This window comes from Terracoccus sp. 273MFTsu3.1, from assembly GCF_000383675.1.
Classification (GTDB): domain Bacteria; phylum Actinomycetota; class Actinomycetes; order Actinomycetales; family Dermatophilaceae; genus Terrabacter.
In genome coordinates, this window is the sequence record NZ_KB911821.1 from 200,690 (window position 1) to 225,144 (window position 24,455).

Sequence of the window (24,455 nt, forward strand, 5' to 3'; positions counted from 1 at the left end):
GATTCGTCATGTGTCGGGCGCCCGCCCCGGGTCCAGCCGTCAGCGGTCGTCGAGACCCCACGGGGATCCGTAGCCCTCGGGCTTGGGTGCCGCGAGCAGGTCGAGGAACGGGACGGCGTCGAACGCCTCGGGACCGAGCACGCCCGCCCCCTTCCAGGTGCCCCGAGCCAGCAGCTCGAGGGCGACGACGGGGTTGACCGCCGTCTGCCAGACGACGCACTGCGCGCCGTAGGCCGCCATCGTCTCGGCGTTGTCGACGACGTGGTAGAGGTACGTGCGCCTGGGCTGACCGTCCTTGCCGGTGCCGGTCACAAAGAGGCCGGCACACGTCTTGCCCGTCATCCGGGGTCCGATCGTGGCGGGGTCCGGCAGCGCCGCCGCGACGACGTCACGGGGCGAGACCTGCACGCCCTTGACGGTGATCGGTTCGGTCCGGTCGAGGCCGAGCGTGTGGAGCACCTTGAGGATGCCGATGAACTCGTCGCCGAGGCCGTACTTGAAGGTGACCCGCTTGGCGTCGACCCAGCGCGGCATGAGGAGCACCTCCTCGTGCTCGACGTTGACGCACTCGACCGGCCCGATGCCCTCCGGGAAGTCGAAGACCTCGGGTTCGCTGAAGGGCGCGGTGGTGAACCAGCCGCGGTCCTTCTCCCACACGACGGGAGGGTTGAGGCACTCCTCGATCGTCGTCCACATCGAGAAGCTCGGTGCGAAGATCTCGTGGCCGTCGTCGTCGTGCACGACGAGGTTGGCACCGTCGCGCGTGCCGAGCTCGTCGATCTCGTCGAAGAGGTGGTCGGCCGCACACCGCGCGAAGACGTCGGAGAGCCCTGGCTCGACGCCGATCCCGACGAGCGCGAGGCGGCCGTCGGCCTCCCACTCCCCCGCCACGGCGAACTGCTCGTCGCCGAGCATGACGCCGACCTTCTCGTAGGGCTGCTCGGGGTGACGCTGCGACAGGCTCATCGCCATGTCGAGGTAGTCGGCCCCGGCGGCCTTGGCGCCGTGGAAGATCGGCATGTTGAACTTCGGGTCGACGGCGTTGAAGACGTGCGTCGCCGCGTGCTCCCGGGCCAGCGCCGTCACGGCCTCGGCCGACGAGGCGTCGACCTGGGCGGCGACGAAGCGCGACTCGCCCGGGTGCTGCCCGGCCACGGCCGCCACGGTGCGCTCGGCACGCGTCACGTCGTAGTCGGCGACGACCCAGCGCTCGAAGAAGCCACGCTCGGCGGCGATGCGCGCGGCGGCGTCACCGACCCCGCCGGAGCCGATCATGAGGACACGCATGGGCGTTCAGGCCACCTGACGGTTGCGCCGCTTGCCGATGACCTGGCCGGTCACGACGAACAGCAGGGCGAGGAGGAACATGACGGTGCCGATGACGTACACCTGCACGGGGACGCCGCGAGCCGTCGCGCCCCAGACGAACATCGGGAACGTGATCGAGCTCGGGCTCGCGTTGAAGTTGGTGATGATGTAGTCGTCGAAGCTGAGCGAGAACGCCAGCAGCGTGCCTGCGGCGATGCCCGGGGCCGCGAGCGGCAGGGTGACGCGGAGGAACGTCTGGGTCGGGTTGGCACCGAGGTCGGCCGCCGCCTCCTCGAGCTTCGGGTCGAGCGTGGCGACGCGGGCCTTGACGGCCACGACGACGAACGACACGCAGAACATGATGTGCGCGATGAGGATCGCGCCCTCGCCGGAGGGCACTCCCAGGGCGAGGAAGAGCGTCAGCAGGCTCGAGCCCATGACGACCTCGGGCGTGGCCATCGGCATGAAGATGAGCAGGTTGGTCGCCGAGCGGCCCCGGAACCGGTAGCGCCCGAGCGCGAACGCGATCATGGAGCCGAGGATCGCCGCCGTGATCGACGCGATGAGCCCGATCTGCAGGCTCAGCCCGAGCGACTCGCAGATGCCCTGCGTGCCACACGGGTTGGTCCACGCCGCGGTCGAGAACTCGTTGAAGCTGTAGTTGAACTTGCCCTTCGGCTCGTTGAAGGAGAAGACCGCCACGACGATGTTGGGCACGAGCATGTAGACGAGGACCGCGAGCGCGGCGAAGGCGATGAGGTGCCTCTTGATCCAGGCCATCAGAGCAGTTCCTCCGTTCCGGCCTTGCGGACGTAGATGGTCACCATCGTCACGATGGTCAGGAGCATGATGAACGACAGGGCCGCGGCCAGCGGGTAGTCGAGCACCCGGAGGAACTGGGCGTCGATGACCGACCCGAGCATCGTCGTCTGCGTGTTGCCGAGCAGGCGAGCGTTGATGAAGTCACCGGCCGCCGGGATGAAGGTCAGCAGCGTGCCGGCGACGACGCCGGGAAGGGACAGCGGCCAGGTGACCTTGCGGAACGTCTGCCACGGCGACGCGTAGAGGTCGCCGGCCGCCTCGAGCAGCCGTGGGTCGAGGCGCTCGAGCGAGGTGTAGAGCGGCAGGATCATGAACGGCAGGAAGTTGTACGTCAGTCCCATGATCACCGCGAACTGCGAGAACAGCAGCGAGTCGTTGCTCGTCAGGCCCACGGCCTGCAGCAGGTCGGTGATGTGCAGCTTGCGCGCCCACTGGGTGATGAACCAGTCGTCGGACAGGATGGTGCGCCAGGCCAGCGTGCGGATGAGGAAGCTCGTGAAGAACGGGGCGACGACGAGCACGAGGACGACGTTCTTCCAGCGTCCGGCCTTCTGCGCGATGAAGTACGCCAACGGGTAGCCGAGCAGCAGCGCGAGGACCGTCGCGGTCCCCGCGTAGAGCAGCGACCGGACCATCTGCGGCCAGTACTGCTGGAAGGCGTCGACGTAGATGCCGACGTTGCCCGTGAACACGTAGCCGTCGTCGACGTTCCCCTCCTGCAGGGACTGCGACCCGAGCGTGATCATCGGCAGGACGAAGAACACGACGAGCCACAGCATCCCGGGCAGGAGCAGGGCGTAGGGCACCCAGTTGCGCCGCTTCCGCGGCTCGGCCAGGGGTCTGGCCGCCGGTGGCGCGCTCGTGGGCGGGGCCGGAAGGACCCCGGACTCAGCCATGCTCGTCCACCAGCTCCGCACCGGCCTCGGCGTCCTGCGACGCGTCGAGGGCGAACCCGTGCGTCGCGGCCCACGAGACGGTGACGGTCTCCCCGAGCGTGGCCCGCGCCGTGCCGTCGTTCTGCTGGACGACCGTCAGCTCCTGGCGCCACGGCATCTCGACGATGTACTGCGTGGCCACGCCGGTGAAGGAGACGTCCCGCACGATGCCGCGCAGCCGGTTGGGACCACCGGCCTCGCCGAGACGCAGCTTCTCCGGGCGCACGCCGAGCCACACGTCGGTCACGCCGTCGGGCAGGTGCTCACGGGACACCTCGAGGTCGGTGTCGTGGCTGCGCACGCGGACCACGCCGTCGTCGGACGGCCCACCGAGCACCTGGGCCCTCAGCAGGTTGGACTGGCCGAGGAAGTTCGCGACGAAGGTCGACCGCGGCATCTCGTAGAGCGTCGCGGGGTCGCCGAGCTGCTCGAGCCTCCCGGCGTTCATCACGGCGATCCGGTCGGCCATCGTCATGGCCTCCTCCTGGTCGTGCGTGACGTGGATGAACGTCAGCCCGACCTCCTGCTGGATCCGCTTGAGCTCGATCTGCATCTGGCGTCGCAGCTTGAGATCGAGGGCTCCGAGCGGCTCGTCGAGCAGGAGCACGTCCGGACGGTTGACGAGGGCACGGGCGAGCGCGACGCGCTGCTGCATGCCACCGGAGAGCTGCGTCGGGCGCTTGTCGCCGACCTGGGCCAGCTGCACCAGCTCGAGCGTCTCCTGCGCCTTGCGCTTGGCGTCCTTGTCGCCCCGACGCTTCAGGCCGAACATGACGTTGTCCAGGACCGTCATGTGCGGGAAGAGCGCGTAGGACTGGAAGACGGTGTTGACGTTGCGCTGGTAGGCCTTGGTGTCGGTGATGTCCTTCTCGCCGATCCGGATCCGGCCGCTCGTCGGGGCGTCGAGACCGGCGATCATCCGCAGCGTCGTCGTCTTGCCGCAGCCCGACGGCCCGAGCAGCGCGAAGAACGAGCCGGCCTCGATGGTGAGGTCGAGCGGCTGCACCGCCGTGAACGACCCGTACGACTTCGTCAGCGCGACCAGCGAGAGGTCGCCCTTGCCCGTGTCCACCATCAGCCGGCGGTGATCGACGCGTACATCTTGGAGTACTTCGTCTCCTCGGCCGGGCTGAGGCCACGGAACACCTGGGCCCGGGCCAGCACGTCGGCGGGCGGGACGATGAGCGGGTTGGAGGCGAGCGACTTGTCGATCTTCACCAGCTCCTCCTTCGTCCCCGCGACCGGCGCGATGTAGTTGACGTAGGCCTCGACCTGGGCCATGACGGCCGGGTCGTAGTAGTAGTCGATGAGCTTCTCGGCGTTCTTCTTGTGCTTGGCCAGCGCCGGGATGACGAAGTTGTCGGACCAGAGCGTGAAGCCCTTCTGGGGCAGCGTGTACTGGATGTTGGGGTCGGCGAACTGGAGCTGGACGACGTCGCCGGTCCAGGCCACGCAGGCCGCGATGTCGCCCTTGGCGAGGCCGTCGGTGTACTCGTTGCCGGTGAACCCCTTGATCTGACCCGCGTCCTTGGCCTGCTGGATCACGTCGATCGCGGCCTGGAAGTCGGCATCGGTGAACTTCGAGATGTCCTTGCCCTGCTCCATCATCACGAGGCCGACGGTGTCGCGCATCTCGGTCAGCAGGGTCACCTTGCCCTTGAGCTCCGGGTCGGTGAGCAGCTGCGTGATCGTCTCGATCTTCTTGCCGCCGGTCGCCTTGAGGTTGTAGCCGATCCCGGCGAAGCCGCTCTGCCAGGGCAGCGAGTACTGCCGACCGGGGTCGAACTCGACCTCCTGGAGGGAGGGATCGAGGTTCTTGGCGTTCGGGATGTTGGCGAGGTCGAGCTTCTGGACGTAGCCCTGGCGGATGAGACGCGCGACCATCCAGTCGGTGCTGCACCACACGTCGCGGCCGGTGTCCTTGCCGCCGTCGAGGAGCGGACGGACCTTGGCGTAGAACTCGTCGTTGTCGAGGTAGTCCTCGGAGTAGTTGACCTTGATGCCGGTCTGCTTCGTGAACGCCTCGAGGGTCGGCCGTGACTTGGTCTTGTCGTTGACGTCGATGTACTCGGTCCAGTTCGACCAGTTGATGATCTTCTCGCTGTCGGACAGGTCGGTCGCGGCCGCCGCGGTCTTCTTCGCCGCGCCCGTCCCGGCAGCACCCGATGACGGGTTCTTCCCCGCCGAGCCGCAGGCTGCGAGGAAGGCCGCCGCGCTGACGCCGGCCGCCCCCATCATGGCCGATCGCCGGCTGACGAGACCGCGCATGAGGGCGGCACGCAGGATCGGGTTGTCCTTGTCGAAGGAGCTCTCGTTCATGGGGTTCATCTCCAGGGGTTTCGTGGGGGTCGGGTGGTGGAGGGGATCAACGCTGACCCGCGACAGTGCTGCTGTTGGATGCCATGTGCGACAGACGAGTTCGCGCCGTCTGGTGCGGACGGCGCGGGTGCTCATGAGTCGATGTTGGCCATGACGTGCTTGATGCGGGTGTAGTCCTCCAGCCCGTACATGGACAGGTCCTTGCCGTAGCCGCTGTGCTTGAAACCCCCGTGCGGCATCTCGGCGACGACCGGGATGTGGGTGTTGATCCAGACGCACCCGAAGTCGAGCCGCTTGCTCATGCGCATGGCCTTGCCGAAGTCACGCGTCCACACCGACGACGCGAGGCCGTACTGCACGCCGTTGGCCCACGCGAGCGCCTCGGCCTCGTCGCTGAACTGCTGCACCGTGATGACGGGTCCGAAGATCTCGTTCTGGATCTGCTCGTCGTCCTGGCGCAGGCCGGCGAGCACGGTGGGCTCGAAGAAGTAGCCCTCGCCGAGGCCCTCGGCACGGCGACCGCCGGCCTCGATGCGCGCGTGGTCGGGCAGGCGGTCGATCATGCCGCCGACGTGCGCGACCTGGTTCGGGTTGTTGACCGGGCCGAAGAGGGCGTCGGGGTCGTCGGGCATGCCGACCTTGGCCGAGCCCTTGGCGTACTCGGCGAGTGCGGCGACGAAGTCGTCGTGGATGCGCGGGCCGGCGAGGACACGCGTCGCGGCGGTGCAGTCCTGCCCGGCGTTGAAGTAGCCACCGATGGCGATGCCCTCGACGGCCGCCTGGATGTCGGCGTCGTCGAAGACGATGACCGGCGCCTTGCCGCCGAGCTCGAGGTGGACGCGCTTGAGGTCGTGCGACGCGCTCTCGGCGACCTGCATGCCCGCGCGCACCGAGCCGGTGATGGCGACGAGGGCGGGCGTGCGGTGCTCGACGAGCATGCGGCCGGTCTCGCGGTCACCGGTGATGACGTTGAAGGTGCCCTCGGGCAGGAACTCCGAGGCGAGCTCGGCGAGGAGCAGGGTCGTCTCGGGGGTCGTGTCGGAGGGCTTGAGGACGATGGTGTTGCCCGCGGCGAGCGCCGGGGCGATCTTCCACATCGCCATCATCATCGGGTAGTTCCACGGCGTCACCTGGCCGACGACGCCGATCGGCTCGCGCCGGACGAAGGACGTGTGGCCCTTCATGTACTCCCCCGCCGACTTGCCCTCGAGGACCCGGGCGGCGCCGGCGAAGAAGCGCAGCTGGTCGAGCATCGGAGGGATCTCCTCGCTCTGCGTCAGCGCGTGCGGCTTGCCGGTGTTCTCGCCCTCGAGGCGGATGAAGTCGTCGGCGCGGGCCTCGATGGCGTCGGCGAACTTCAGAAGGGCGGCCTGCCGCTCGGCGGGGGTCGTGTCGCCCCACGTCTCGAACGCGGTGGCCGCGGCGGCATACGCCCGGTCGACGTCAGCCTGGGAGCTGACGGGGGCCGTGGCCACCACCTGTGCGGTGGACGGGTCGACGACGTCGGTCGTCGCGTCGCCCTCGGGGTCGACGTACTGGCCACCGATGAAGTTGCGGAGCTGGCGCGGCTGCGAAGTCATGCCGGAATGCTAAACACATACCTTCGCAATCGTGAAGACTTGTCGAGATAAATCTTCGGAATCAGTTGTGCAGGGACTTGCCAACAGCGTGTTCCACAGGTCAGTATCGCCCCATGACGACGATCCGAGGTGTGGCCAACACCGGGGGAAACGGGGCCAAGAAACCCTCGGTCAATCTCGACGACGTGAGCAAGACCATCATCGAGCTCCTCCAGCACGACGGCCGCAAGTCCTACGCATCCATCGCCCAGGAGGTCGGGCTCTCCGAGGCCGCGGTGCGCCAACGCGTGCAGCGACTCCTCGACGCCGACGTCATGCAGATCGTGGCCGTGACGGACCCGCTGCAGGTCGGCTTCCAGCGCCAGGCGATGGTCGGCCTGCGGGTGTCGGGAGACATGACGTCGGTCGCCGACGCGCTCACCGACATGGAAGAGGTCTCCTACGTCGTGACGACGGCGGGGAGCTTCGACGTCCTCGCCGAGGTCGTCTGCGAGAACGACACCCACCTGCTCGAGCTGCTCACGACCCGCATCCGCCCGCTCCCGGGCGTCACGGCCACCGAGACGTTCGTCTACCTGAAACTCAACAAACAGCTCTACAACTGGGGTACACGATGAGCATCAACCCGAACGAGGTCTGGGAACCCACCTCGGACCACCGCACGCCCATGGGCACCCTCCACTCCGAGGCCGCCCGCGACCACCTGTGGATGCACTTCACGCGCCACTCGGTGTTCGAGGACCGCACCGAGGGCGGTCTCGGCCACACCGTGCCGATCATCACCAAGGGCCAGGGCTGGAAGATCTGGGACGACCGCGGCAACGAGTACATCGACGGACTCGCCGGCCTCTTCGTCGTCCAGGCCGGCCACGGCCGTGAGGAGCTCGCCGAGGCGGCCGCCAAGCAGGCCAAGGAGCTCGCGTTCTTCCCGCTGTGGAGCTACGCGCACCCCAAGGCCATCGAGCTCGCCGAGCGCCTCGCGAGCCACGCACCCGGCGACCTCAACCGGGTCTTCTTCACGACGGGTGGTGGCGAGGCCGTCGAGACCGCGTGGAAGCTCGCGAAGCAGTACTTCAAGCTGACCGGCAAGCCGACGAAGCACAAGGTCATCTCGCGCGCCGTCGCCTACCACGGCACACCCCAGGGCGCCCTGTCGATCACCGGCATCCCGGCGGCCAAGGAGATGTTCGAGCCGCTCGTGCCCGGTGCGCACAAGGTCCCGAACACCAACCTCTACCGCGCCCCCGAGCACCTGCGCGACGACGAGAAGGCCTTCGGCCGCTGGGCCGCCGACCGCATCGCCGAGGCCATCGAGTTCGAGGGTCCCGACACCGTGGCCGCCGTCTTCCTCGAGCCGGTCCAGAACTCCGGTGGCTGCTTCCCGCCGCCCGCCGGCTACTTCGAGCGGGTCCGCGAGATCTGCGACGAGTACGACGTGCTGCTCGTGTCCGACGAGGTCATCTGCTCTTTCGGCCGCATCGGCTCGATGTTCGCGTGCGACGACTTCGGCTACGTGCCCGACATCATCACCTGCGCCAAGGGCATGACGAGCGGCTACTCCCCCATCGGCGCGATGATCGCGAGCGACCGCCTCTTCGAGCCGTTCAAGCACGGCACGACGTACTTCCCGCACGGCTACACCTTCGGTGGCCACCCCGTCTCGGCCGCGGTGGCGATGGCCAACCTCGACATCTTCGAGCGCGAGGGCCTCAACGACCGGGTCAAGCAGAACGCCCCGATCTTCAAGGCGACGCTCGACAAGCTGCTCGACCTGCCCCTCGTCGGTGACGTCCGCGGCGCCGGCTACTTCTACGGCATCGAGCTCGTCAAGGACAAGGCCACCCGCGAGACGTTCAACGACGCCGAGTCCGAGCGGCTGCTGCGCGGCTTCCTCTCCAAGGCGCTCTTCGACGCCGGCCTCTACTGCCGTGCCGACGACCGTGGCGACCCCGTCATCCAGCTCGCGCCGCCGCTCATCATGGGCCCGGAGCAGTTCGACGACATCGAGTCGCGGCTGCGCTCGGTGCTGACGGAGGCCGAGAACCACCTCTGACCCCAGCCTTCACCACTCCGTGCGTATGCCGTGGGGGTGTCGCCGGCCACGAAGCCACCCGTTCGCGGGTGGCTTCGTGCGTCGGTGGGCTCCCACGGGCCGGAACGCTGGCCAGTGCCGTTCGTTGGGGTAGGTATCCGACGAGTGCGACGCCGACGCACCGCCGACGAAGGAGAAGACATGGGATTCCTCGACAAGCTCCTGGGCCGTGAGCCCCTCCAGCAGCAGCAGCGGGCCCAGCAGCCGCCCACGGGGGCGCCGTATGCCGTCCCGCCGCCGCGCGGAGGCGCGTCGTCCGAGGACGAGCGGGCCATCGCCCGCTACAAGTACCTCCTGCGCACCGCGCCGCCGGAGGACATCGAGAAGGTGCACACCGAGGCCTTCGCGAAGCTCTCCCCCGAGCAGCGCCAGATGGTCCTCCAGCGCCTCAACGAGGACCTCCCCGAGGGTGAGCGCCCGCGCAGCGACCAGCCGGCTGACCTCGCCCGCAGTGCGACCCGCGCCGAGATGAGCCGTCCCGGCTACCTCCAGGGCGCCTTCGGCGGGGGTCGAGGCGGCATGGGCGGCGGCATGGGCATGGGTGGCATGATCGCGGGCTCGATGCTCGGCACGATCGCCGGCGTCGTCGTCGGATCGGCGCTCGCCGACATGATGCTCGGGGGCTACGACTCCTCACCCGAGGCCCAGGAGGCCGGCGACGCGAACGCCGACGCCGGTGACACGGGCGATGCCGGTGGCGATGCGGGCGACGGTGGCGACACGGGCGATGCCGGTGGCGACGCAGGGGGCTCGGACTTCGGCGACTTCGGTGGCGGGGGCGACTTCGGGGGTGGCGACTTCGGCGGCGGTGGGGACTTCGGGGGTTTCTGACCACTCCGTAGCCGGGATCGCCACGCGGCATTCGGTTCCCGTGGTCCACGACGCGTTCGTGGCCACGGAACCGGTCGCCCCGAGCAGCTGCGCACCGGCCCTCCGCCGGTGTCGGTTTCGTCCAAGACGGGGGCGGTCGGCACGAGCGATGCTGGCCGCTCACCGTCACCGACGAAAGGGACCACGATGGCCATCGCCGCCCTCAAGATGCTCACCCTCGACAGCTCGGACGCGCGCCGCGACGCCGCGTTCTGGTCGGCCGTGCTCGGCTGGGAGGTCGCGCACGCGCAGGACGAGTACGCGATGCTCGCCGGCCCCGGTGGCCTGGCCCTGGGCCTCGGCCTCGTCGAGGACCACGAGCCGCCGGCGTGGCCGAACGATCGCGGCACCAAGCAGTTCCATCTCGACCTCGCGGTCGACGACCTCGACGCGGCGGCCGCGGAGTGCGTGACGGCCGGCGCGACGCTGCCCGACGAGCAGCCCGGCGAGACGTGGCGGGTGCTGCTCGACCCGAGCGGTCACCCCTTCTGTCTCACGCAAGCCGCCAACTGGGCCTGACCCCCACCCACTCGAGTGAGCGCGTAACCACACTCGAGTGAGCGCCCAAGCACACTCGAGTGAGCGCGTACTCCCACTCGAGTGAGCGCGTACTCCCACTCGAGTGAGCGCGTACTCCCACTCGAGTGAGCGCGTACTCCCACTCGAGTGAGCGCGTGCTCCCACTCGAGTGAGCGCGTGCTCCCAATCAAGGAGCACGAGACCCGCCAGCGTGTGACGGGGCGCTCACTCGACTGGGACGGGGCGATCACTCGAGTGGGCCGCCGGGCGTCAGACGCCGACGAGCCAGTGGAAGAGGGCGGCGATCCCGAGGATCACAGGGACCGACGCGAAGGTGCTGACGAAGATGACGTCGCGGGCGAGGTTCACCTCGCGCCGGTAGCGGACGGCATACGTGAAGATGTTCTGCGCCGTCGGCAGGGCCGCGGTCACGACCACGGCGAAGAGCGCCTCGCCCCGCAGCCCGAGCGCCAGGCCGACGCCGAGCGCGATGGCCGGCATGAGCAGGGTCTTGAGGACGACGATCGTCCACACGTGCTCGGCGGTCCGGTCCGTCGCCGGGCGCGGTCCGCGCCGCAGCGAGATGCCGAACGCGACGAGCATCGACGGCACGGCCATGGCGCCGAGCAGGTCGATGGGCGCCGCGATGACGCGTGGGAGGTGGATGTCGAAGACGGCGATGAGCAGGCCGGCCACCGCCCCGAGGGTGATCGGGTTGCTGAACATCCGGCGCAGGCTGCGGCCGAGCGTCGGCGGCTCGCCACGGGCGTCGCTGTCGAAAAGCGCCATGTAGACCGGCGTGATGATGAGCAGCTGCATGAGCAGCGTCGGCGCGACCCACGCGACGTCGCCGAGGACGTAGAGCGCGATCGGGATGCCGAGGTTGCCCGCATTGACGTATGCCGCCGAGAGGCTGCCGATGAGCCGAGACCCGAGCGTGCCTCCCGCCCAACGGAACCGGGCGATGAGCAGGTAGAGGCCGACCACGATCGCAAAGCTGATGAGCGACGTGACGAGGTTGGCCGACAGGACGGCGTCGAGCGAGGTGCGCTGCATGACGGTGAGGAGCAGCGCCGGCGAGGCGACGTGGAAGGCGAGGCGCGAGAGGTTGACCTGGGCGGAGTCGTCGAGCACGCGGCGGTCGGCCAGGAGCCAGCCGACCGCGACGATGATCGCGATCGTCGCGAATCCCTCGAGCACGCCGACCATGCCGCCGATCCTGTCAGCCACGGACCACGCGACGTCGCCCGGGTCCGTTCCTCGGCCACCCGGCCGGGGCAGGATGGGGCGCATGGAGATCGAGACGCTCGACGAGCTGGACGACCACCTCGCCTCCGACGGACCGCTGCGCGGCCTGCGGCTCCAGGACCTCGACCTCACCGGCTACGGCGACCGCCTCGCGGCCCACGGCGACCTGACCGGCCTGGTCGTGCTCGGGGGCACGGTGCCGGTCCCGGTGGCCGAGGTGCTGCTGACCCGGGGCGCCATCCTCTTCCCGGGCGTCGCCGACGCCCCGGTCGACCCGTGGCGCGGCCTCTACTTCGCGGCCGACCTCTACGCCGGTCTCGAGCACGGCTACGCGGCGACGCCCGACGCGAGGGCCTACGCGTGGTTCGTCGACGCGCGGCTGCGCACCGACGCGTACGCCACCCTCGTCCGCGCGATCCACGACGACTCGGTGACGGACGAGCTCGACGAGTTCGTCCAGGGCCGATCGGTCGTCGGGATCATGGGCGGCCATGCGCTGCAACGGGACTCGGCGGCGTACGCCGGTGCGGCAGGATTGGGGCACGCGCTCGCCGAGGAGGGACACCTCGTCGCGACCGGCGGCGGGCCGGGGGCGATGGAGGCGGCCAACCTCGGCGCGCTGTGCCGGAGCGCAGCCGCCGTCGAGGAGACCGTCGGTCGCATCGCGCACGTGCCCGGCTTCCGACCCGACGTGACGGCCTGGGCCACGACGGCCCTCGCCGCACGGCACGTCGTCGTCGGGGACGAGCCCCAGGCGCCGTCCGAGACGCTGGGCCCGTCAGCCCGGTCGCTCGGCATCCCGACGTGGTTCTACGGCCACGAGCCGCCCAACGTCTTCTGCGACGTCATCGCGAAGTACTTCTCCAACGCGATCCGCGAGGAGGGCCTGCTCGCCCGGTCGAACGGCGGCATCGTCGTGCTCGACGGTGCGGCCGGCACGGTGCAGGAGATCTTCCAGGCCGTGACGCCGCTCTACTACGCGCCCGAGGGGGCGCCGCTGCCACCGCTCGTCCTCGTCGGACGCGAGCACTGGACCGAGCGCGTGCCGGTCTGGCCGGCACTGCGCGCCATCGCCGCCGGTCGCCCGATGGAGGAGGCCGTCCACCTCGTCGACTCGATCGACGAGGTCCTCCCCCTGCTCCCCCCGATCCCCTGACCGAACACCGCGTTCGGCGTCGAAAGCACCGGCAGAACCGTGAGTTCGACACCGAGCGCGGCGTTCGGTGCGGCGGGGCGCTAGGAGGACGGGCCCCGAAGCACCGGGGTCAGGGTCTCGAGGACCGATGCGTCCTCGATCGTCGCGGGCACGGCCGGCGCCTTGCCGTCGGCGAGCTCACGCATCGTCTTGCGCAGGATCTTGCCCGACCGCGTCTTGGGCAGGCCGGCCACGATGTCGACCTGGTGCAGGGCTGCCACGGCCCCGACCTCGGCCCGCACGCGGGCGACGAGCTCGCGCTTGATCCGGTCGCCGTCGGCCTCGGCGTCGACTCCTGACTTCAGGACGACGAGCGCGCGCGGCACCTGCCCCTTGAGGTCGTCGTGGACCCCGATGACCGCGCACTCGGCGACCGCCTCGTGGCCCGCGAGGGCGGCCTCGAGCGAACCCGTCGAGAGGCGGTGGCCGGCGACGTTGAGGACGTCGTCGGTGCGACCCATGACGTAGAGGTAGCCGTCCTCGTCGAGGTAGCCCCCGTCGCCGGTGAGGTAGTAGCCGGGATAGGCCGACAGGTAGGAGCTGACGTAGCGGTCGTCGTCGCCCCACAGCGTCGGCAGCGTGCCGGGCGGCATCGGCAGCTTGATGCAGATCGCCCCCTCCGTGCCCGGCTCGACCTGCTCGCCCATGGCGTCGAGCACCCGCACGTCGTAGCCCGGCACGGCGACGGTCGGCGAGCCGGCCTTCGTCGGCAGCAGCCCGATCCCCACGGGGTTGCTGGCGATCGGCCACCCCGTCTCGGTCTGCCACCAGTTGTCGATGACCGGTTTGCCGAGCGCGGCGGACGCCCACTCGTACGTGTCGGGGTCGAGCCGTTCGCCCGCGAGGAAGAGCGCGCGGAAGCGGGAGAGGTCGTGCTCGGCGACCTTGGACGCCGTCGAGTCGTCCTTCTTGATGGCCCGGAAGGCGGTCGGCGCGGTGAACATGCAGACGGCGCCGTACTCGGCGATGACCCGCCAGAACGCACCGGCGTCCGGGGTGCCGACCGGCTTGCCCTCGTAGAGCACCGTCGTCGCGCCCGTCAGCAGGGGCGCGTAGACGATGTAGGAGTGCCCGACGACCCAGCCCACGTCGCTCGCCGTGAACATCGTCTCGCCCGGGGCGACGTCGTAGATGTTGGCCATCGACCACCGGAGCGCCACGGCGTAGCCACCGCTGTCGCGGTAGATGCCCTTCGGCTTCCCGGTCGTCCCGGACGTGTAGAGGATGTAGAGCGGGTCGGTGGCCGCGACCGTGACGCACTCGCTCCCCTCGCGGGCCGCGTCGCCGGACTCGAAGTCGGTCCAGTCGATGTCCCGCTCTCCGAGCTCGGCGACGAGCTGCTCGCGCTGGAGCACGACGCAGTGCTCGGGCTGGTGCGCTGAGCGCCGGATGGCCTCGTCGAGGAAGGGCTTGTAGGGCACGACACGGGTCGGCTCGACGCCGCACGACGCCGACAGCACGACCTTCGGTGCGGCGTCGTCGATGCGCGCGGCGAGCTCCTGCGGGGCGAAGCCGCCGAAGACGACGGAGTGGATGGCACCGATGCGGGCGCACGCGAGCATTGCGATGGCGGCCTCGGGGACCATCGGCATGTAGATGACGACCCGGTCGCCCTTGCCGACGCCGAGCCCACGGAGCCCACCGGCCACCGCGCGCACCCGCTCGAGCAGGACGGCATACGTCAGCGTGCTCTTCGTGCCCGTCACCGGCGAGTCGTAGTGGATCGCGGGCTGCTCACCGCGACCGGCGGCCACGTGGCGGTCGACGGCGTTGAAGCAGACGTTGAGCTCGGCGTCGGGATACCACCGGTAGAACGGCGGGCGCGAGTTGTCGAGGATGCGCGTCGGCGGCGTCACCCAGTCGATGCCCTCGGCGGCCGCGCGCCAGAACCCCTCGGGGTCGCGCAGGCTCTCGCCGTGGATGCGTTCGTATGCCGTCGAAGCGCCGTCGCTCATGGGCTCACTGTGCCGCCGGTGGAGCCTCCGCGCCAGAGTCGGTGCGCCGAGGTGACGCATCTGACAGACGAGCGGTCGTGATCGCGACGCACATCACGGCGGCGACGAGGCACAGCGCGCCTGCGACGTACCAGGCGAGGTCGTAGGTGCCGAGCTGGTCGCGGACGAGCCCCGCGCCGAGGGCCGCGGCGGCGGCCCCGATCTGGTGCGAGGCGAAGACCCAGCCGAAGACGATCGGCGCGCGCTCGCCGTACGCGCTGCGGCACAGGGCGATGGTCGGGGGCACCGTCGCGACCCAGTCGAGGCCGTAGAAGAGCACGAACGCAAGCATGTTGACGTGCATCGAGTCGCTGAAGAGCGCCGGCAACAGGAAGAGCGAGCCACCGCGCAGCGTGTAGTAGGCCGCGAGGAGGATCCGCGGGTCGACCCGGTCGGTGAGCCAGCCGGAGAAGACGGTGCCGACGATGTCGAAGACGCCGACGAGGGCCAGGAGCCCGGCGGCGGTCGTCGTCGCCATGCCGTGGTCGTGGGCCGCCGGGATGAAGTGCGTGCCGACGAGGCCGTTCGTCGAGGCGCCGCACACGGCGAAGCTGCCGGCGAGCAGCCAGAACACCCTGGTGCGGGCGGCGTCCCGCAGCGTCGCCAGGGCCAGGTGCGCCGGATGGCCCGTCGGGCGGGGCGGGCGTCCGACCGGGGTGCCGGCCGGGGCCCCGTAGGCCGTGATGCCGAGGACGCTCGGGTGGTCGTGCAGCTTCCACAGCACGAGCGGGACGACGGTCAGGGCAGCGGCCGAGGTGGCGATCGCCGCGGTGCGCCATCCGTGGTTCTCGGCGAGCCACGCGAGGACGGGCAGGAAGACGAGCTGGCCCGTGGCACCCGCGGCCGTGAGCACGCCGGTGACGAGGCCGCGCCGCTCGACGAACCACCGCCCCGTGACGGTCGCGACGAGGCTCATCGCCATGGCACCGGTGCCGAGGCCGACGACGATGCCCCAGCACAGGACGAGCTGCCACGAGGCCGTCATCCAGATGGGCAGCAGGGAGCCGACGCTGACGAGGACGAGGGCGACGGCGACGACCCTTTGGATCCCGAGGCGCTCCATGAGGGCCGCCGAGAAGGGTGCAGCGAGCCCGAAGAGGACGAGGTTGACCGAGACGGCGCCGCCGATGACCCCCATCGGCCAGCCGAACTCCTCGTGGAGCGGCGTCATGAGCACGCCGGGCGTGGAACGGAAGCCGGCCGCGCCGATGATCGTCAGGAAGGTGACGACGGCGACCCACCAGGCCGGGTGGATCCGGTGACGGGAGCGGCTCGGGGTGCTCGCGGGGTCCGGCGTGGCGTCGTCGGGGACGTCAGGGCGGCGGTCGGTCAGGCTCACGGATCCCACTGTGCAGCGTCGAAGCCCGCCACGACGAGTGGCCGGAAGGACACGATGTGCAAAGATCTGGCCATGACCGCTGCGCTCGCGCGACCGCACCGCGTCGCCGTCCTCGCCCTCGACGGCGTCGTGGCCTTCGAGCTCGGGCTGCCGCACCGCTTCTTCAGCGCGAGCGCCCTCGACCCCGGCTGGCCCGGTCGACTCACCGGCGCTCCCCCGCTCTACGAGGTGTCGATGTGCACGCTCGACGACGGACCCGTCATGACGTCGGCCGGCTATGCCGCGCTGCCGACGCACCCGAACTCCGTTGTCGCGCAGGCTGACACAGTCGTCATTCCCGGCATCACGAACTCCGCCATCGTCACGCGGGGCGAGCTGCCCGCCGACCTCGTCGCGCTCGCCGGCACGGCTCGCCCCGACGCGCGGTGGCTCTCGATCTGCACGGGGGCCTTCGTCCTCGCGGGCCTCGGCAAGCTCGACGGGCGCGAGGCGACGACCCACTGGGTCTACGAGGACCTCTTCCGCCGTCACTTCCCCGACGTCCACCTCGACCCCGACGTGCTCTACGTCGACCACGGCGACGTCCTCACCTCCGCCGGCAACGCCGCCGGCATCGACCTGCTGTTGCACGTGCTGCGCGCCGACCTCGGCACCGAGGCGGCGAACCGGGTCGCCCGTGGCGCCGTCGTCGCGCCGTGGCGGGCGGGCGGGCAGGCCCAGTTCATCGAGCGGCCCGTCCCCGACGCGTCCGACGGCGGCACGGGGGCGACGCGGTCGTGGGCCCTCGAGCACCTCGACGAGCCGATCGGCCTGACCGACCTGGCCCGGCACGCCGGGACGAGCGTGCGCACCTTCACCCGGCGCTTCCGCGAGGAGACGGGCGAGACGGCGGGGACCTGGCTCGCGAGGGCTCGCGTCGACCGCGCTCGGCACCTGCTCGAGACGACCGACCTGCCCGTGGACAGGGTGGCCGCCGCGGCCGGCTTCGGCACGAGCGCCTCGCTGCGCCAGCACCTCGCGGCCGCCGTGGGGCTCTCGCCCCTCGCCTACCGTCGCACCTACCGGGCAGAGCCCGCCTGACCGTCCGCGCCGGCCGGGCCGGAGGCCCCGGCAACGACCGCGCCAGCCGCGCCGGCGACCTCGGCCACGCCCACGCCGGCAGGGCCCACGCCGGCTGGGCCCACGCCGGCCGGGCCCGACCGGGCCGCAGCACGCGGCATACGGCCCCTCGTCACGTGGCGAGCGGCAGGTGCGGATGCTTCGGCGAGCGGCCCTGGAACGACAGGATCGCCGGGTTCTGGATCTCGCCGTCCCGGATCTCGATCGCCCGCCGGACCGTCGGGTCCGCGTCCCACGCGTCGGGTCCACCCATGACGGTCGGCAGGAAGGGCAGCAGCGCCTCGCTGATCTCCCACGTGGCAGCGTCCCAGAGGTAGGACGGGCTGTGGTCGACGGCGTAGTAGAGCACGTGGTCGCCGACGACGAAGGTCGGCTCGGTGAAGGTCGTCGGCCTGGCCCAGCTGAAACCCATGCCCTCGTCGCACGACACGTCGATGACGATGCTGCCCGGCGTCATCCGCTTGAGGTCGTCGTCCGTCATGAAGGTGATCGGGGCGTCGGTGTCCTGGAGCACGCAGTTGACGACGATGTCGTGCTCGGCGAGGAACTCCCCGAGGGCCACCGGGCCGTCCTCGGTGACGGCGTGGCTGACGCGCGCCGTCGTGTCGTCGGTGTCGAAGTGCACGATCCGGGCCGAGTGGATGGGCGAGGCCACGGCCGCCTTCTGGCGGTGGGTCAGCACGTCGACGTCGCCGATACCCAGCGCGTTGAGTGCGGTGACGGCGCCGCGGGCGGTGGCTCCGAAGCCGATGACGACCGCGCGGCGCTGGGGGCCGTAGTCACCGGTGATCCCGGCGATCTGGAGGGCGTGGAGCACCGAGCAGTAGCCGGCGAGCTCGTTGTTCTTGTGGAAGACGTGGAGGCTGAACGAGCCGTCCTTGTTCCAGTGGTTCATCGCCTCGAAGGCGATGAGCGTCAGCTCCCGGTCGATGGCGACCTGGGTGAGCTCGGCGTCCTGCACGCAGTGCGGCCAGCCCCAGAGCACCTGGCCGACCCGCAGGGCCGCGATGTCGCTGAGGAGAGGCTTCGGCGCGAGGATGACGTCGCACTGCGCGACGAGCTCCTCGCGGCTGAGGAAGCCGCCGACGTAGCGCTCGAGCTGGTCGTCGGAGACGCCGTGGCGCTCGCCGTAGCCGGTCTCGAGGAAGATCCGTCCGCGCAGCTCCTCGGGGATGCGGTCGACGTGCTTGGGGTGCAGCGGCAGCCGGTGCTCGTTCTCCTTGAGGGACCGGGCCATGACGCCGAGGCTGAGCTGGACCATGCGAGGACCTCCTGGTGGGTCGCCCCGCGCTCGACCGGGCGACTCGTCACCAGTCCCCGAGCGAGGGCACGACCCCGCCAGCGTACGCGTGTCAGGCGGTCGAGGCAGCGAGCTGGCCGCAGGCCCCGTCGATGTCCTGGCCCCGCGTGTCGCGGATCGTCGTCGGTATGCCGTGGGCGCGCAGGCGCTCGACGAAGTTCTGCTCGACGCCGGGTCGGCTCGCCGTCCACTTCGAGCCGGGCGTCGGGTTGAGCGGGATCGGGTTGACGTGCACCCACCCGCGGCCACGCCGATTGAGCTTCTCGCCGAGCAGGTCGGCACGCCAGCCCTGGTCGTTGATGTCGCGGATGAGGGCGTACTCGATGGACACGCGACGACCGGTCGCCTCGAAGTAGCGGTAGGCGGCGTCGAGCGCCTCGTCGACGGACCACCGGGTGTTGATCGGCACGAGCTCGTTGCGCAGCTCGTCGTCGGGGGCGTGCAGGGAGAGGGCGAGGGTCACCGGAATGCCCTCGGCCGTCAGCTTGTCGATGCCGGGGACGAGGCCGACCGTCGACATCGTGATACCGCGGGCCGACATGCCGAGACCGTCGGGCGCCGGGTCGGTGAGCCGGCGGATCGCGCCGATGGACGCCTTGTAGTTGGCGAGGGCCTCGCCCATGCCCATGAAGACGACGTTGCTGACGCGCAGCGGCGTCTCACGGTCCTCCTCGCCGCCGCCGGCGAGCTCGCCGCGCCGCAGCGCCCGGGCCGCCCAGACGACCTGCTCGACGATCTCGCCGGCCGACATGTTGCGGGTCAGGCCGGCCTGGCCGGTCGCGCAGAACGGGCAGTTCATGCCGCACCCGGCCTGGCTCGAGATGCAGATCGTGACGCGCTTGGGGTAGCGCATGAGCACGGACTCGACGATCGCGCCGTCGTGCAGCCGCCACGCGTACTTCATCGTCTGGCCGTCGTCGGCGACACGCTGGACGATCGGCGTCAGCAGCGTCGGGAGCAGGCCGGCGACGAGCTCGGACCGCACGGCCTTCGGCAGGTCGGTCATCTGCTCGGGGTCGACCTCGAGCCGCTCGAAGTAGTGGGTCGAGAGCTGCTTGGCGCGGAAACCCTTGTGCCCCAGCGACTCGACGGCCTCCTTGCGCTCGGCCGGCGTGAAGTCGGCGAGGTGCCGCGGCGGCTTGCCGCGACGGGGCGCCTGGAAGGTCAGCTGCCCCGGCACGGGGCGGGCGGTCGTCGGCTCGGGCAGCACGACGGGCGCCGGCACGGAAGCGGGCTCGGGGGCGGACTCGGACGCGGGGGCTGGGGTGTCGGTCATCTCCCGTCCAGTCTCTCAGGTGGAGTCAAAACGGGTCGCCCCGGCGCCGTGGCCGCCACCGAGGGCGTATGCCGCCCTCCCGCAGCAGGTGCCCGCGTCAGGGTCACGCCTGCGCGCGCTGCTCGCTGACCGCGTTGCCGCCGTCGACGACGAGGACCTGGCCGGTGACGTAGGACGCCTCACGGCTGGCGAGGAAGGCGATGGCCGCGGCCACCTCGTCGGCGCTGCCGGAGCGGCCGAGCGGAGTGGCCCGCCCCTCTCCGGCCTCCTCGTCGGTCTGCGAGCCGGTGGCGACCCACCCCGGCGCGACGGCGTTGACCGTGGTGCCGTGCGGACCCTCGTCGACCGCGAGGGCCCGTGCGAGCCCGACGAGCGCAGCCTTGGCCGTGGCATAGGCGACCTCGCCACGCATCGCCATGACGCCGCCGGTGACGCTGCTGACGAGCACGAGCCTGCCTGCCCCGGACGCCCGAAGGTGCGGCAGGGCGGCCCGGCTCACGAGATAGGCGGTGTCGAGGTTGCGGGCGAGCGAGCCGCGCCAGCGCGACGGGTCGGTGGACCCCAGGTCTCCGCCGAGCGGGTCGGGGTGGGCGGCGCTCGTCATCCCGGCGTTGTTGACGACGACGTCGAGACGACCGTGCTCAGCGATGCAGGCGGCCACGAGCGCTCCGGCCTCGGGCTCGCGGGTCAGGTCGCCGACGTGGCCGCTGGCCGTCACGCCGTCACGCCGGAGCTCGGTGACGCGTTCGTGCACCCGGTCGGTCGTGGCCGCGACGACGACGGCGGCACCGAGCCGGCCGAGCATCCGTGCGGTGGCGAAGCCGATGCCGCTCGCGCTGCCGGCCCCGGTCACGAGCACGACCCGGCCGGTCTGGTCGAAGGGCGCGGCTTCGGAGCCGGACGCCCGGTCCGCGGCCACCCGGTCAGCCCGGCTTGGCGGCGAGGAGCGTCAGCACGGCCCAGACGATGGGGGCCACGACGACGAGCGAGTCGAGCCGATCCATGACCCCGCCGTGCCCGGGGAGGATGTTGGACATGTCCTTGATGCCGAGGTCGCGCTTGATGAGCGACTCCATGAGGTCACCGACCGTTGCAGCGACTGCCACCCCGACACCGAGGGCGATCCCGATGACCCACGAGTGGTCGAGCAGGAAGTGGACGGTCAGCGAGCCACCGACGATGCACAGCAGCACCGAGCCCGCGAAGCCCTCCCACGACTTCTTGGGACTGATGGTGGGAGCCATCGGGTGCTTGCCGAAGAGGACGCCCGCGGCATACCCGCCGACGTCACTGCACACCGTCGTGATGAGGAAGACGAAGACGCGGCCGACGCCGTCCTCGGGTGCGAGCAGCAGGATGGCGAAGCCGACGAGGAAGGTCGGGTAGGTGGCGATGAAGATGCCGCCGAGGACGTCGCGGCCGGCTCCGTCGAGGCGTCCGGTGCCCCGCCAGAGCACAACGGCCAGGCACGTCAGCGCCCAGGCGACGACGAGACCGGCAGGACCGTGGACGAACGCCGCCCACAGGATCGCTACCATGCCGACGACGGGTGGCACGAGCGGAGCCCGGACGGCGGCGTGCCGCAGGGCCGCACGCAGCTCCCAGATGCCCACGGCCACGGCGAGCGCGACGAGGACGATGAACGACTCCTTGCGGATGAGCAGGGTCGCGACGATGAGCACTCCGAGGCCGACGCCCACCCCGATGGCCGCGGGCAGGTTGCGTCCCGCCCGGCTCTGCTTGTGCTCGATGACCTCCTCGGCGGGGAGGCCGGCGAGCTCGTCGAGAGCGGGGTTGTAGGGGACGGGCTCGAGCGGCCCGGCCCCGCCGTCGCCGGCCTGGGCCGCGGGTGCGGGGTCCACGGGGTCCGACGGGGAGTCAGTCGTCATCATCGGTCGAGCATCGAGGTCACACCTCGAGCAGCTCGGCCTCCTTGGCCTTGACGAGTCCCTCGACGAGGTCGGTGTGCTTCTTGGTCAGGCCGTCGAGCTCCTTCTCGGCACGCGACCCGTCGTCCTCCCCCACCTCGCCGTCCTTGACGAGCTTGTCGAGGTCGGTCTTGGCCTTGCGACGGATGTTGCGCACCGAGACGCGCGCCTCCTCGGCCTTGTGGTTGGCGAGCTTGATGTACTCGCGGCGGCGCTCCTCGGTCAGCTCCGGCATGACGCAGCGGATCTGGTTGCCGTCGCTGCTCGGGTTGACGCCGAGGTCGGAGTCACGGATGGCGCGCTCGATCTCGTGCATCGCCGCCTTGTCGAACGGGATGACGAGGATCGTGCGGGGCTCGGGGTTCTGGAACGAGGCGAGCTGCTGCAGCGGCGTCGGCGCGCCGTAGTACTCGACCGTGAGCTTGTTGAACAGGCCCGGGTTGGCGCGACCGGTGCGGATGCCCGCGAAGTCCTCCTTGAGGACCTCGACGGCCTTGTCCATCTTCTCCTCGGCCTCGAACATCGTCTCTTCGATCATGGCTCTGGCTTCCTCGTCCCTCGTTCGTGGGTGCTGCGGGGTGCTGCGGCGTGGTGCAGGGGTGACAGGTGGTTCGGGTGCTTCGCGGCGGTCGGGCTCGCGCGCGGCCGCAGCCGCGGCGCTCAGGCGTTGGTGACCAGCGTGCCGATCTTCTCACCGAGCAGGGCGCGCGTGATGTTACCCGCGCCCTCCATGCCGAAGACGACCATGGGCAGCTTGTTCTCCATGCAGAGGCTGAAGGCCGCCGCGTCGACGACCTTGAGCCCCTCGACGATGGCGTCCTGGAACGTGACCGTCTCGAGCTTCTTGGCGTCGGGGTTGGTGCGCGGGTCGGAGTCGTAGACACCGTCGACGCCGTTCTTGGCGATGAGCACGGCGTCGCACTTGATCTCGAGGGCGCGCTGGGCGCTGACCGTGTCGGTGGAGAAGAACGGCATGCCGGCGCCGGCGCCGAAGATGACGACGCGGTGCTTCTCGAGGTGGCGGATGGCCCGACGCGGGATGTACGGCTCGGCGACCTGCTGCATGGCGATCGCGGACTGCACGCGCGTCTCGATGCCCTCCTTCTCGAGGAAGTCCTGCAGGGCGAGGCAGTTCATGACCGTGCCGAGCATGCCCATGTAGTCGGCACGCGTGCGGTCCATGCCGCGCTGCTGGAGCTCGGCGCCACGGAAGAAGTTGCCGCCGCCGATGACGACGGCGACCTCGACGCCCCCGCGCACGGCGTCGGCGATCTGCTTGGCGATCCCGGAGACGACGGCCGGGTCGAGGCCGATGCTCCCGCCCCCGAACACCTCACCGGAGAGCTTGAGAAGGACCCGGTGGAAGGGGGTTGTCTGGGCGTCGGTCATGGCGCAGGGCCTCCTCGTGGGCAGCGTTCCGGCGGTCGGTCGATCTTTCCACATCCCGCGGACTTCGGCCGCATCGGGTTCAGGCGGTACGGACCTCGGACAGCAGGCCCGGGAGCACGGCCGCGAGGCGGACGTAGTCGTCCTCGTCGTTGTACGGCGCGGCGGCGAGCCGCACGTAGCCACGACCGCCGAAGGCCACGGGGGGCACGACGATCCCGGCGGCATACAGCCGCTGCCACAGGGCCTCCGCGTCCTCGGTCGTCGTCGCCACCCCGACGGGCAGCGCGACGAGGCGCAGGCACGGGGCGGAGGGTATGCCGCCGTGCGGGCCGTCCGTGCCCAGGGCGTCCCGGACGAGCTCGGACCCACGCAGGAGCAGGTCGGCGTTGCGGTCGACCTGCTGCCAGCCACCGAGGGCCTCCCAGGCGGCCAGACCGTCGGGCACGGCCACCCACGACGAGTGGTCGACGGTGCCCTGGAGGTCGAACCGCTCGGGGAAGGGCAGCCCGTGGCTCCACGAGGTGACGAGCGGACGCATCGCGTCGCGGTGCTCGGGAGCCACCCAGAGCGTGGCCGCGGCGCGCGGCGTGTAGGCCCACTTGTGCAGGTTGCCCGCCCAGAACGCCACGCCGAGCGCCTCGACGTCGAGGTCCGGCAGGGCACCGGGCACGTGAGCGGCGTCGACGAGCACCGGGACGGGTGCGACGGCGGCTGCCACCTCGGCGACCGGGAGGACGAGGGCCGTCGGGGACGTGATCTGGTCGATGACGACGAGGCGGGTGCGGTCGGTCACGGCGGCCGCGAACGCGGCCACGACGTCGTCCGGGTCGCTGTCGACGTCGAAGACCGCCGTGCGCAACGTCGCACCGCGTGCCTCGGCGGACCAACCGGCCGTGAGGTAGCCGTGGTTGCCGACGACGACGTCGTCACCGGGGCCGACGCGCAGACCCTGGAGCACGACCCCGACCGCCTCAGTGACGTTGCGCACGAGGGCGGTCGACCCCGCCGCAACGCCGACGAAGGTCGCGGCGGCCTCGCGGGCACCTGCGAGCGTCGCCGGGAGCTCGTCGCGGAAGGCCCGCATCGGCGCTCCCTCGATGCGGGCCCGGGCGCGGTCCTGCGCCTCGCGGACCGACCGGGGCACGGCCCCGAACGCACCGTGGTTGAGGTGGGTCAGGGTCGGGTCGAGCTCGAACAGGTCGGCGATGTCGCGGCGCACCCG

The 24,455-nt window shown here is 70.7% G+C and carries 22 protein-coding genes; 6 read left to right on the forward strand and 16 right to left on the reverse strand.

Annotated features, from left to right (window positions below; all coding sequences use genetic code 11):
• Window positions 1-39: 39 nt before the first annotated feature.
• The 6 genes from H283_RS0106560 to H283_RS0106585 all read right to left on the reverse strand — a co-directional run bounded on the left by H283_RS0106560 (window position 40) and on the right by H283_RS0106585 (window position 6,964).
• Entirely contained in the window at window positions 40-1,287 is a 1,248-nt protein-coding gene (locus tag H283_RS0106560) for a saccharopine dehydrogenase family protein (protein WP_020142719.1), read from the reverse strand.
• 6 nt (window positions 1,288-1,293) lie between these two features.
• Entirely contained in the window at window positions 1,294-2,088 is a 795-nt protein-coding gene (locus tag H283_RS0106565; RefSeq protein ID WP_020142720.1) for an ABC transporter permease, read from the reverse strand.
• Window positions 2,088-3,026 (reverse strand): ABC transporter permease, encoded by a 939-nt coding sequence (locus H283_RS0106570; protein WP_020142721.1) that lies wholly within the window; start codon window positions 3,024-3,026, stop codon window positions 2,088-2,090. Before H283_RS0106570 ends, H283_RS0106565 begins: the two co-directional genes overlap by 1 nt.
• Complete coding sequence (locus H283_RS0106575; RefSeq protein WP_020142722.1) at window positions 3,019-4,140, reverse strand: ABC transporter ATP-binding protein; 1,122 nt, start codon at window positions 4,138-4,140, stop codon at window positions 3,019-3,021. Before H283_RS0106575 ends, H283_RS0106570 begins: the two co-directional genes overlap by 8 nt.
• Complete coding sequence (locus H283_RS0106580) at window positions 4,140-5,384, reverse strand: spermidine/putrescine ABC transporter substrate-binding protein (RefSeq protein ID WP_020142723.1); 1,245 nt, start codon at window positions 5,382-5,384, stop codon at window positions 4,140-4,142. The genes H283_RS0106575 and H283_RS0106580 overlap by 1 nt, the downstream gene beginning before the upstream one ends.
• A gap of 131 nt (window positions 5,385-5,515) precedes the next feature.
• The gene (locus tag H283_RS0106585) at window positions 5,516-6,964 is read right to left on the reverse strand and encodes a gamma-aminobutyraldehyde dehydrogenase (RefSeq protein WP_020142724.1); all 1,449 of its coding nucleotides are present in this window, start codon (window positions 6,962-6,964) and stop codon (window positions 5,516-5,518) included.
• Between the two features lie 113 nt (window positions 6,965-7,077).
• On the opposite strand from H283_RS0106585, the gene H283_RS0106590 reads away from it, so the two are divergent.
• From H283_RS0106590 to H283_RS0106605, 4 genes are all read left to right on the forward strand, one after another.
• Window positions 7,078-7,581, forward strand: a complete 504-nt coding sequence (locus H283_RS0106590) for an Lrp/AsnC family transcriptional regulator (RefSeq protein WP_020142725.1) — start codon at window positions 7,078-7,080, stop codon at window positions 7,579-7,581.
• On the forward strand, window positions 7,578-9,017 hold the full coding sequence (locus tag H283_RS0106595; RefSeq protein ID WP_020142726.1) for an aspartate aminotransferase family protein: 1,440 nt from the start codon (window positions 7,578-7,580) through the stop codon (window positions 9,015-9,017). Before H283_RS0106590 ends, H283_RS0106595 begins: the two co-directional genes overlap by 4 nt.
• 180 nt (window positions 9,018-9,197) lie before the next feature.
• Entirely contained in the window at window positions 9,198-9,887 is a 690-nt protein-coding gene (locus H283_RS0106600; RefSeq protein ID WP_020142727.1) for a hypothetical protein, read from the forward strand.
• A gap of 186 nt (window positions 9,888-10,073) precedes the next feature.
• A complete protein-coding gene (locus H283_RS0106605) occupies window positions 10,074-10,445 on the forward strand; it encodes a VOC family protein (RefSeq protein WP_020142728.1) in 372 nt (123 codons plus the stop codon).
• Between the two features lie 270 nt (window positions 10,446-10,715).
• Here the strand turns inward: H283_RS0106605 and H283_RS0106610 are convergent, their stop codons facing one another.
• Window positions 10,716-11,675, reverse strand: coding sequence for an AEC family transporter (locus tag H283_RS0106610; RefSeq protein ID WP_231372235.1), 960 nt, complete (start codon window positions 11,673-11,675; stop codon window positions 10,716-10,718).
• A 61-nt stretch (window positions 11,676-11,736) separates the two neighbouring features.
• Here H283_RS0106610 and H283_RS0106620 point away from each other — a divergent pair, with 61 nt between their 5' ends.
• Window positions 11,737-12,849, forward strand: a complete 1,113-nt coding sequence (locus H283_RS0106620) for an LOG family protein (RefSeq protein WP_020142730.1) — start codon at window positions 11,737-11,739, stop codon at window positions 12,847-12,849.
• Between the two features lie 80 nt (window positions 12,850-12,929).
• Here H283_RS0106620 and H283_RS0106625 read toward each other — a convergent pair whose 3' ends face one another.
• Together H283_RS0106625 and H283_RS0106630 are read right to left on the reverse strand one after the other, a co-directional pair.
• Window positions 12,930-14,843, reverse strand: a complete 1,914-nt coding sequence (locus H283_RS0106625; protein WP_020142731.1) for a propionyl-CoA synthetase — start codon at window positions 14,841-14,843, stop codon at window positions 12,930-12,932.
• 4 nt (window positions 14,844-14,847) lie between these two features.
• Window positions 14,848-16,221 carry an MFS transporter gene (locus H283_RS0106630; protein WP_020142732.1) on the reverse strand — a complete coding sequence of 458 codons (1,374 nt, stop codon included), beginning with the start codon at window positions 16,219-16,221 and terminating at the stop codon, window positions 14,848-14,850.
• Window positions 16,222-16,293: 72 nt separating this feature from the next.
• On the opposite strand from H283_RS0106630, the gene H283_RS0106635 reads away from it, so the two are divergent.
• Entirely contained in the window at window positions 16,294-17,301 is a 1,008-nt protein-coding gene (locus H283_RS0106635) for a GlxA family transcriptional regulator (RefSeq protein ID WP_020142733.1), read from the forward strand.
• A 151-nt stretch (window positions 17,302-17,452) separates the two neighbouring features.
• On the opposite strand, the gene H283_RS0106640 is transcribed toward H283_RS0106635, so the two are convergent.
• The 7 genes from H283_RS0106640 to H283_RS0106670 form a co-directional block, all read right to left on the reverse strand.
• Window positions 17,453-18,601, reverse strand: coding sequence for a N(5)-(carboxyethyl)ornithine synthase (locus tag H283_RS0106640; RefSeq protein WP_020142734.1), 1,149 nt, complete (start codon window positions 18,599-18,601; stop codon window positions 17,453-17,455).
• Window positions 18,602-18,692: 91 nt separating this feature from the next.
• Window positions 18,693-19,916, reverse strand: a complete 1,224-nt coding sequence (gene rlmN, locus H283_RS0106645; RefSeq protein ID WP_020142735.1) for a 23S rRNA (adenine(2503)-C(2))-methyltransferase RlmN — start codon at window positions 19,914-19,916, stop codon at window positions 18,693-18,695.
• Between the two features lie 103 nt (window positions 19,917-20,019).
• A complete protein-coding gene (locus H283_RS0106650; RefSeq protein WP_020142736.1) occupies window positions 20,020-20,835 on the reverse strand; it encodes an SDR family NAD(P)-dependent oxidoreductase in 816 nt (271 codons plus the stop codon).
• Between the two features lie 4 nt (window positions 20,836-20,839).
• Window positions 20,840-21,808, reverse strand: coding sequence for a phosphatidate cytidylyltransferase (locus H283_RS0106655; protein ID WP_020142737.1), 969 nt, complete (start codon window positions 21,806-21,808; stop codon window positions 20,840-20,842).
• A gap of 16 nt (window positions 21,809-21,824) precedes the next feature.
• A complete protein-coding gene (gene frr / locus H283_RS0106660; RefSeq protein WP_020142738.1) occupies window positions 21,825-22,382 on the reverse strand; it encodes a ribosome recycling factor in 558 nt (185 codons plus the stop codon).
• A gap of 122 nt (window positions 22,383-22,504) precedes the next feature.
• Window positions 22,505-23,233, reverse strand: coding sequence for a UMP kinase (pyrH, locus tag H283_RS0106665; protein WP_020142739.1), 729 nt, complete (start codon window positions 23,231-23,233; stop codon window positions 22,505-22,507).
• Window positions 23,234-23,312: 79 nt separating this feature from the next.
• Window positions 23,313-24,452, reverse strand: coding sequence for an aminotransferase class V-fold PLP-dependent enzyme (locus H283_RS0106670; protein ID WP_020142740.1), 1,140 nt, complete (start codon window positions 24,450-24,452; stop codon window positions 23,313-23,315).
• Window positions 24,453-24,455: the final 3 nt, after the last annotated feature.

Coding starts and splice junctions, on each gene's coding strand:
- H283_RS0106575 (WP_020142722.1), bottom strand. CDS start 4,140: ATGGTGGACACGGGCAAGGGCGACCTCTCGCTGGTCGCGCTGACGAAG.
- H283_RS0106595 (WP_020142726.1), top strand. CDS start 7,578: ATGAGCATCAACCCGAACGAGGTCTGGGAACCCACCTCGGACCACCGC.
- H283_RS0106590 (WP_020142725.1), top strand. CDS start 7,078: ATGACGACGATCCGAGGTGTGGCCAACACCGGGGGAAACGGGGCCAAG.
- H283_RS0106565 (WP_020142720.1), bottom strand. CDS start 2,088: ATGGCCTGGATCAAGAGGCACCTCATCGCCTTCGCCGCGCTCGCGGTC.
- rlmN (WP_020142735.1), bottom strand. CDS start 19,916: ATGACCGACACCCCAGCCCCCGCGTCCGAGTCCGCCCCCGAGCCCGCT.
- pyrH (WP_020142739.1), bottom strand. CDS start 23,233: ATGACCGACGCCCAGACAACCCCCTTCCACCGGGTCCTTCTCAAGCTC.
- H283_RS0106605 (WP_020142728.1), top strand. CDS start 10,074: ATGGCCATCGCCGCCCTCAAGATGCTCACCCTCGACAGCTCGGACGCG.
- H283_RS0106655 (WP_020142737.1), bottom strand. CDS start 21,808: ATGATGACGACTGACTCCCCGTCGGACCCCGTGGACCCCGCACCCGCG.
- H283_RS0106570 (WP_020142721.1), bottom strand. CDS start 3,026: ATGGCTGAGTCCGGGGTCCTTCCGGCCCCGCCCACGAGCGCGCCACCG.
- H283_RS0106635 (WP_020142733.1), top strand. CDS start 16,294: ATGACCGCTGCGCTCGCGCGACCGCACCGCGTCGCCGTCCTCGCCCTC.
- H283_RS0106585 (WP_020142724.1), bottom strand. CDS start 6,964: ATGACTTCGCAGCCGCGCCAGCTCCGCAACTTCATCGGTGGCCAGTAC.
- H283_RS0106580 (WP_020142723.1), bottom strand. CDS start 5,384: ATGAACGAGAGCTCCTTCGACAAGGACAACCCGATCCTGCGTGCCGCC.
- H283_RS0106560 (WP_020142719.1), bottom strand. CDS start 1,287: ATGCGTGTCCTCATGATCGGCTCCGGCGGGGTCGGTGACGCCGCCGCG.
- H283_RS0106600 (WP_020142727.1), top strand. CDS start 9,198: ATGGGATTCCTCGACAAGCTCCTGGGCCGTGAGCCCCTCCAGCAGCAG.
- H283_RS0106620 (WP_020142730.1), top strand. CDS start 11,737: ATGGAGATCGAGACGCTCGACGAGCTGGACGACCACCTCGCCTCCGAC.
- H283_RS0106640 (WP_020142734.1), bottom strand. CDS start 18,601: ATGGTCCAGCTCAGCCTCGGCGTCATGGCCCGGTCCCTCAAGGAGAAC.
- H283_RS0106625 (WP_020142731.1), bottom strand. CDS start 14,843: ATGAGCGACGGCGCTTCGACGGCATACGAACGCATCCACGGCGAGAGC.
- frr (WP_020142738.1), bottom strand. CDS start 22,382: ATGATCGAAGAGACGATGTTCGAGGCCGAGGAGAAGATGGACAAGGCC.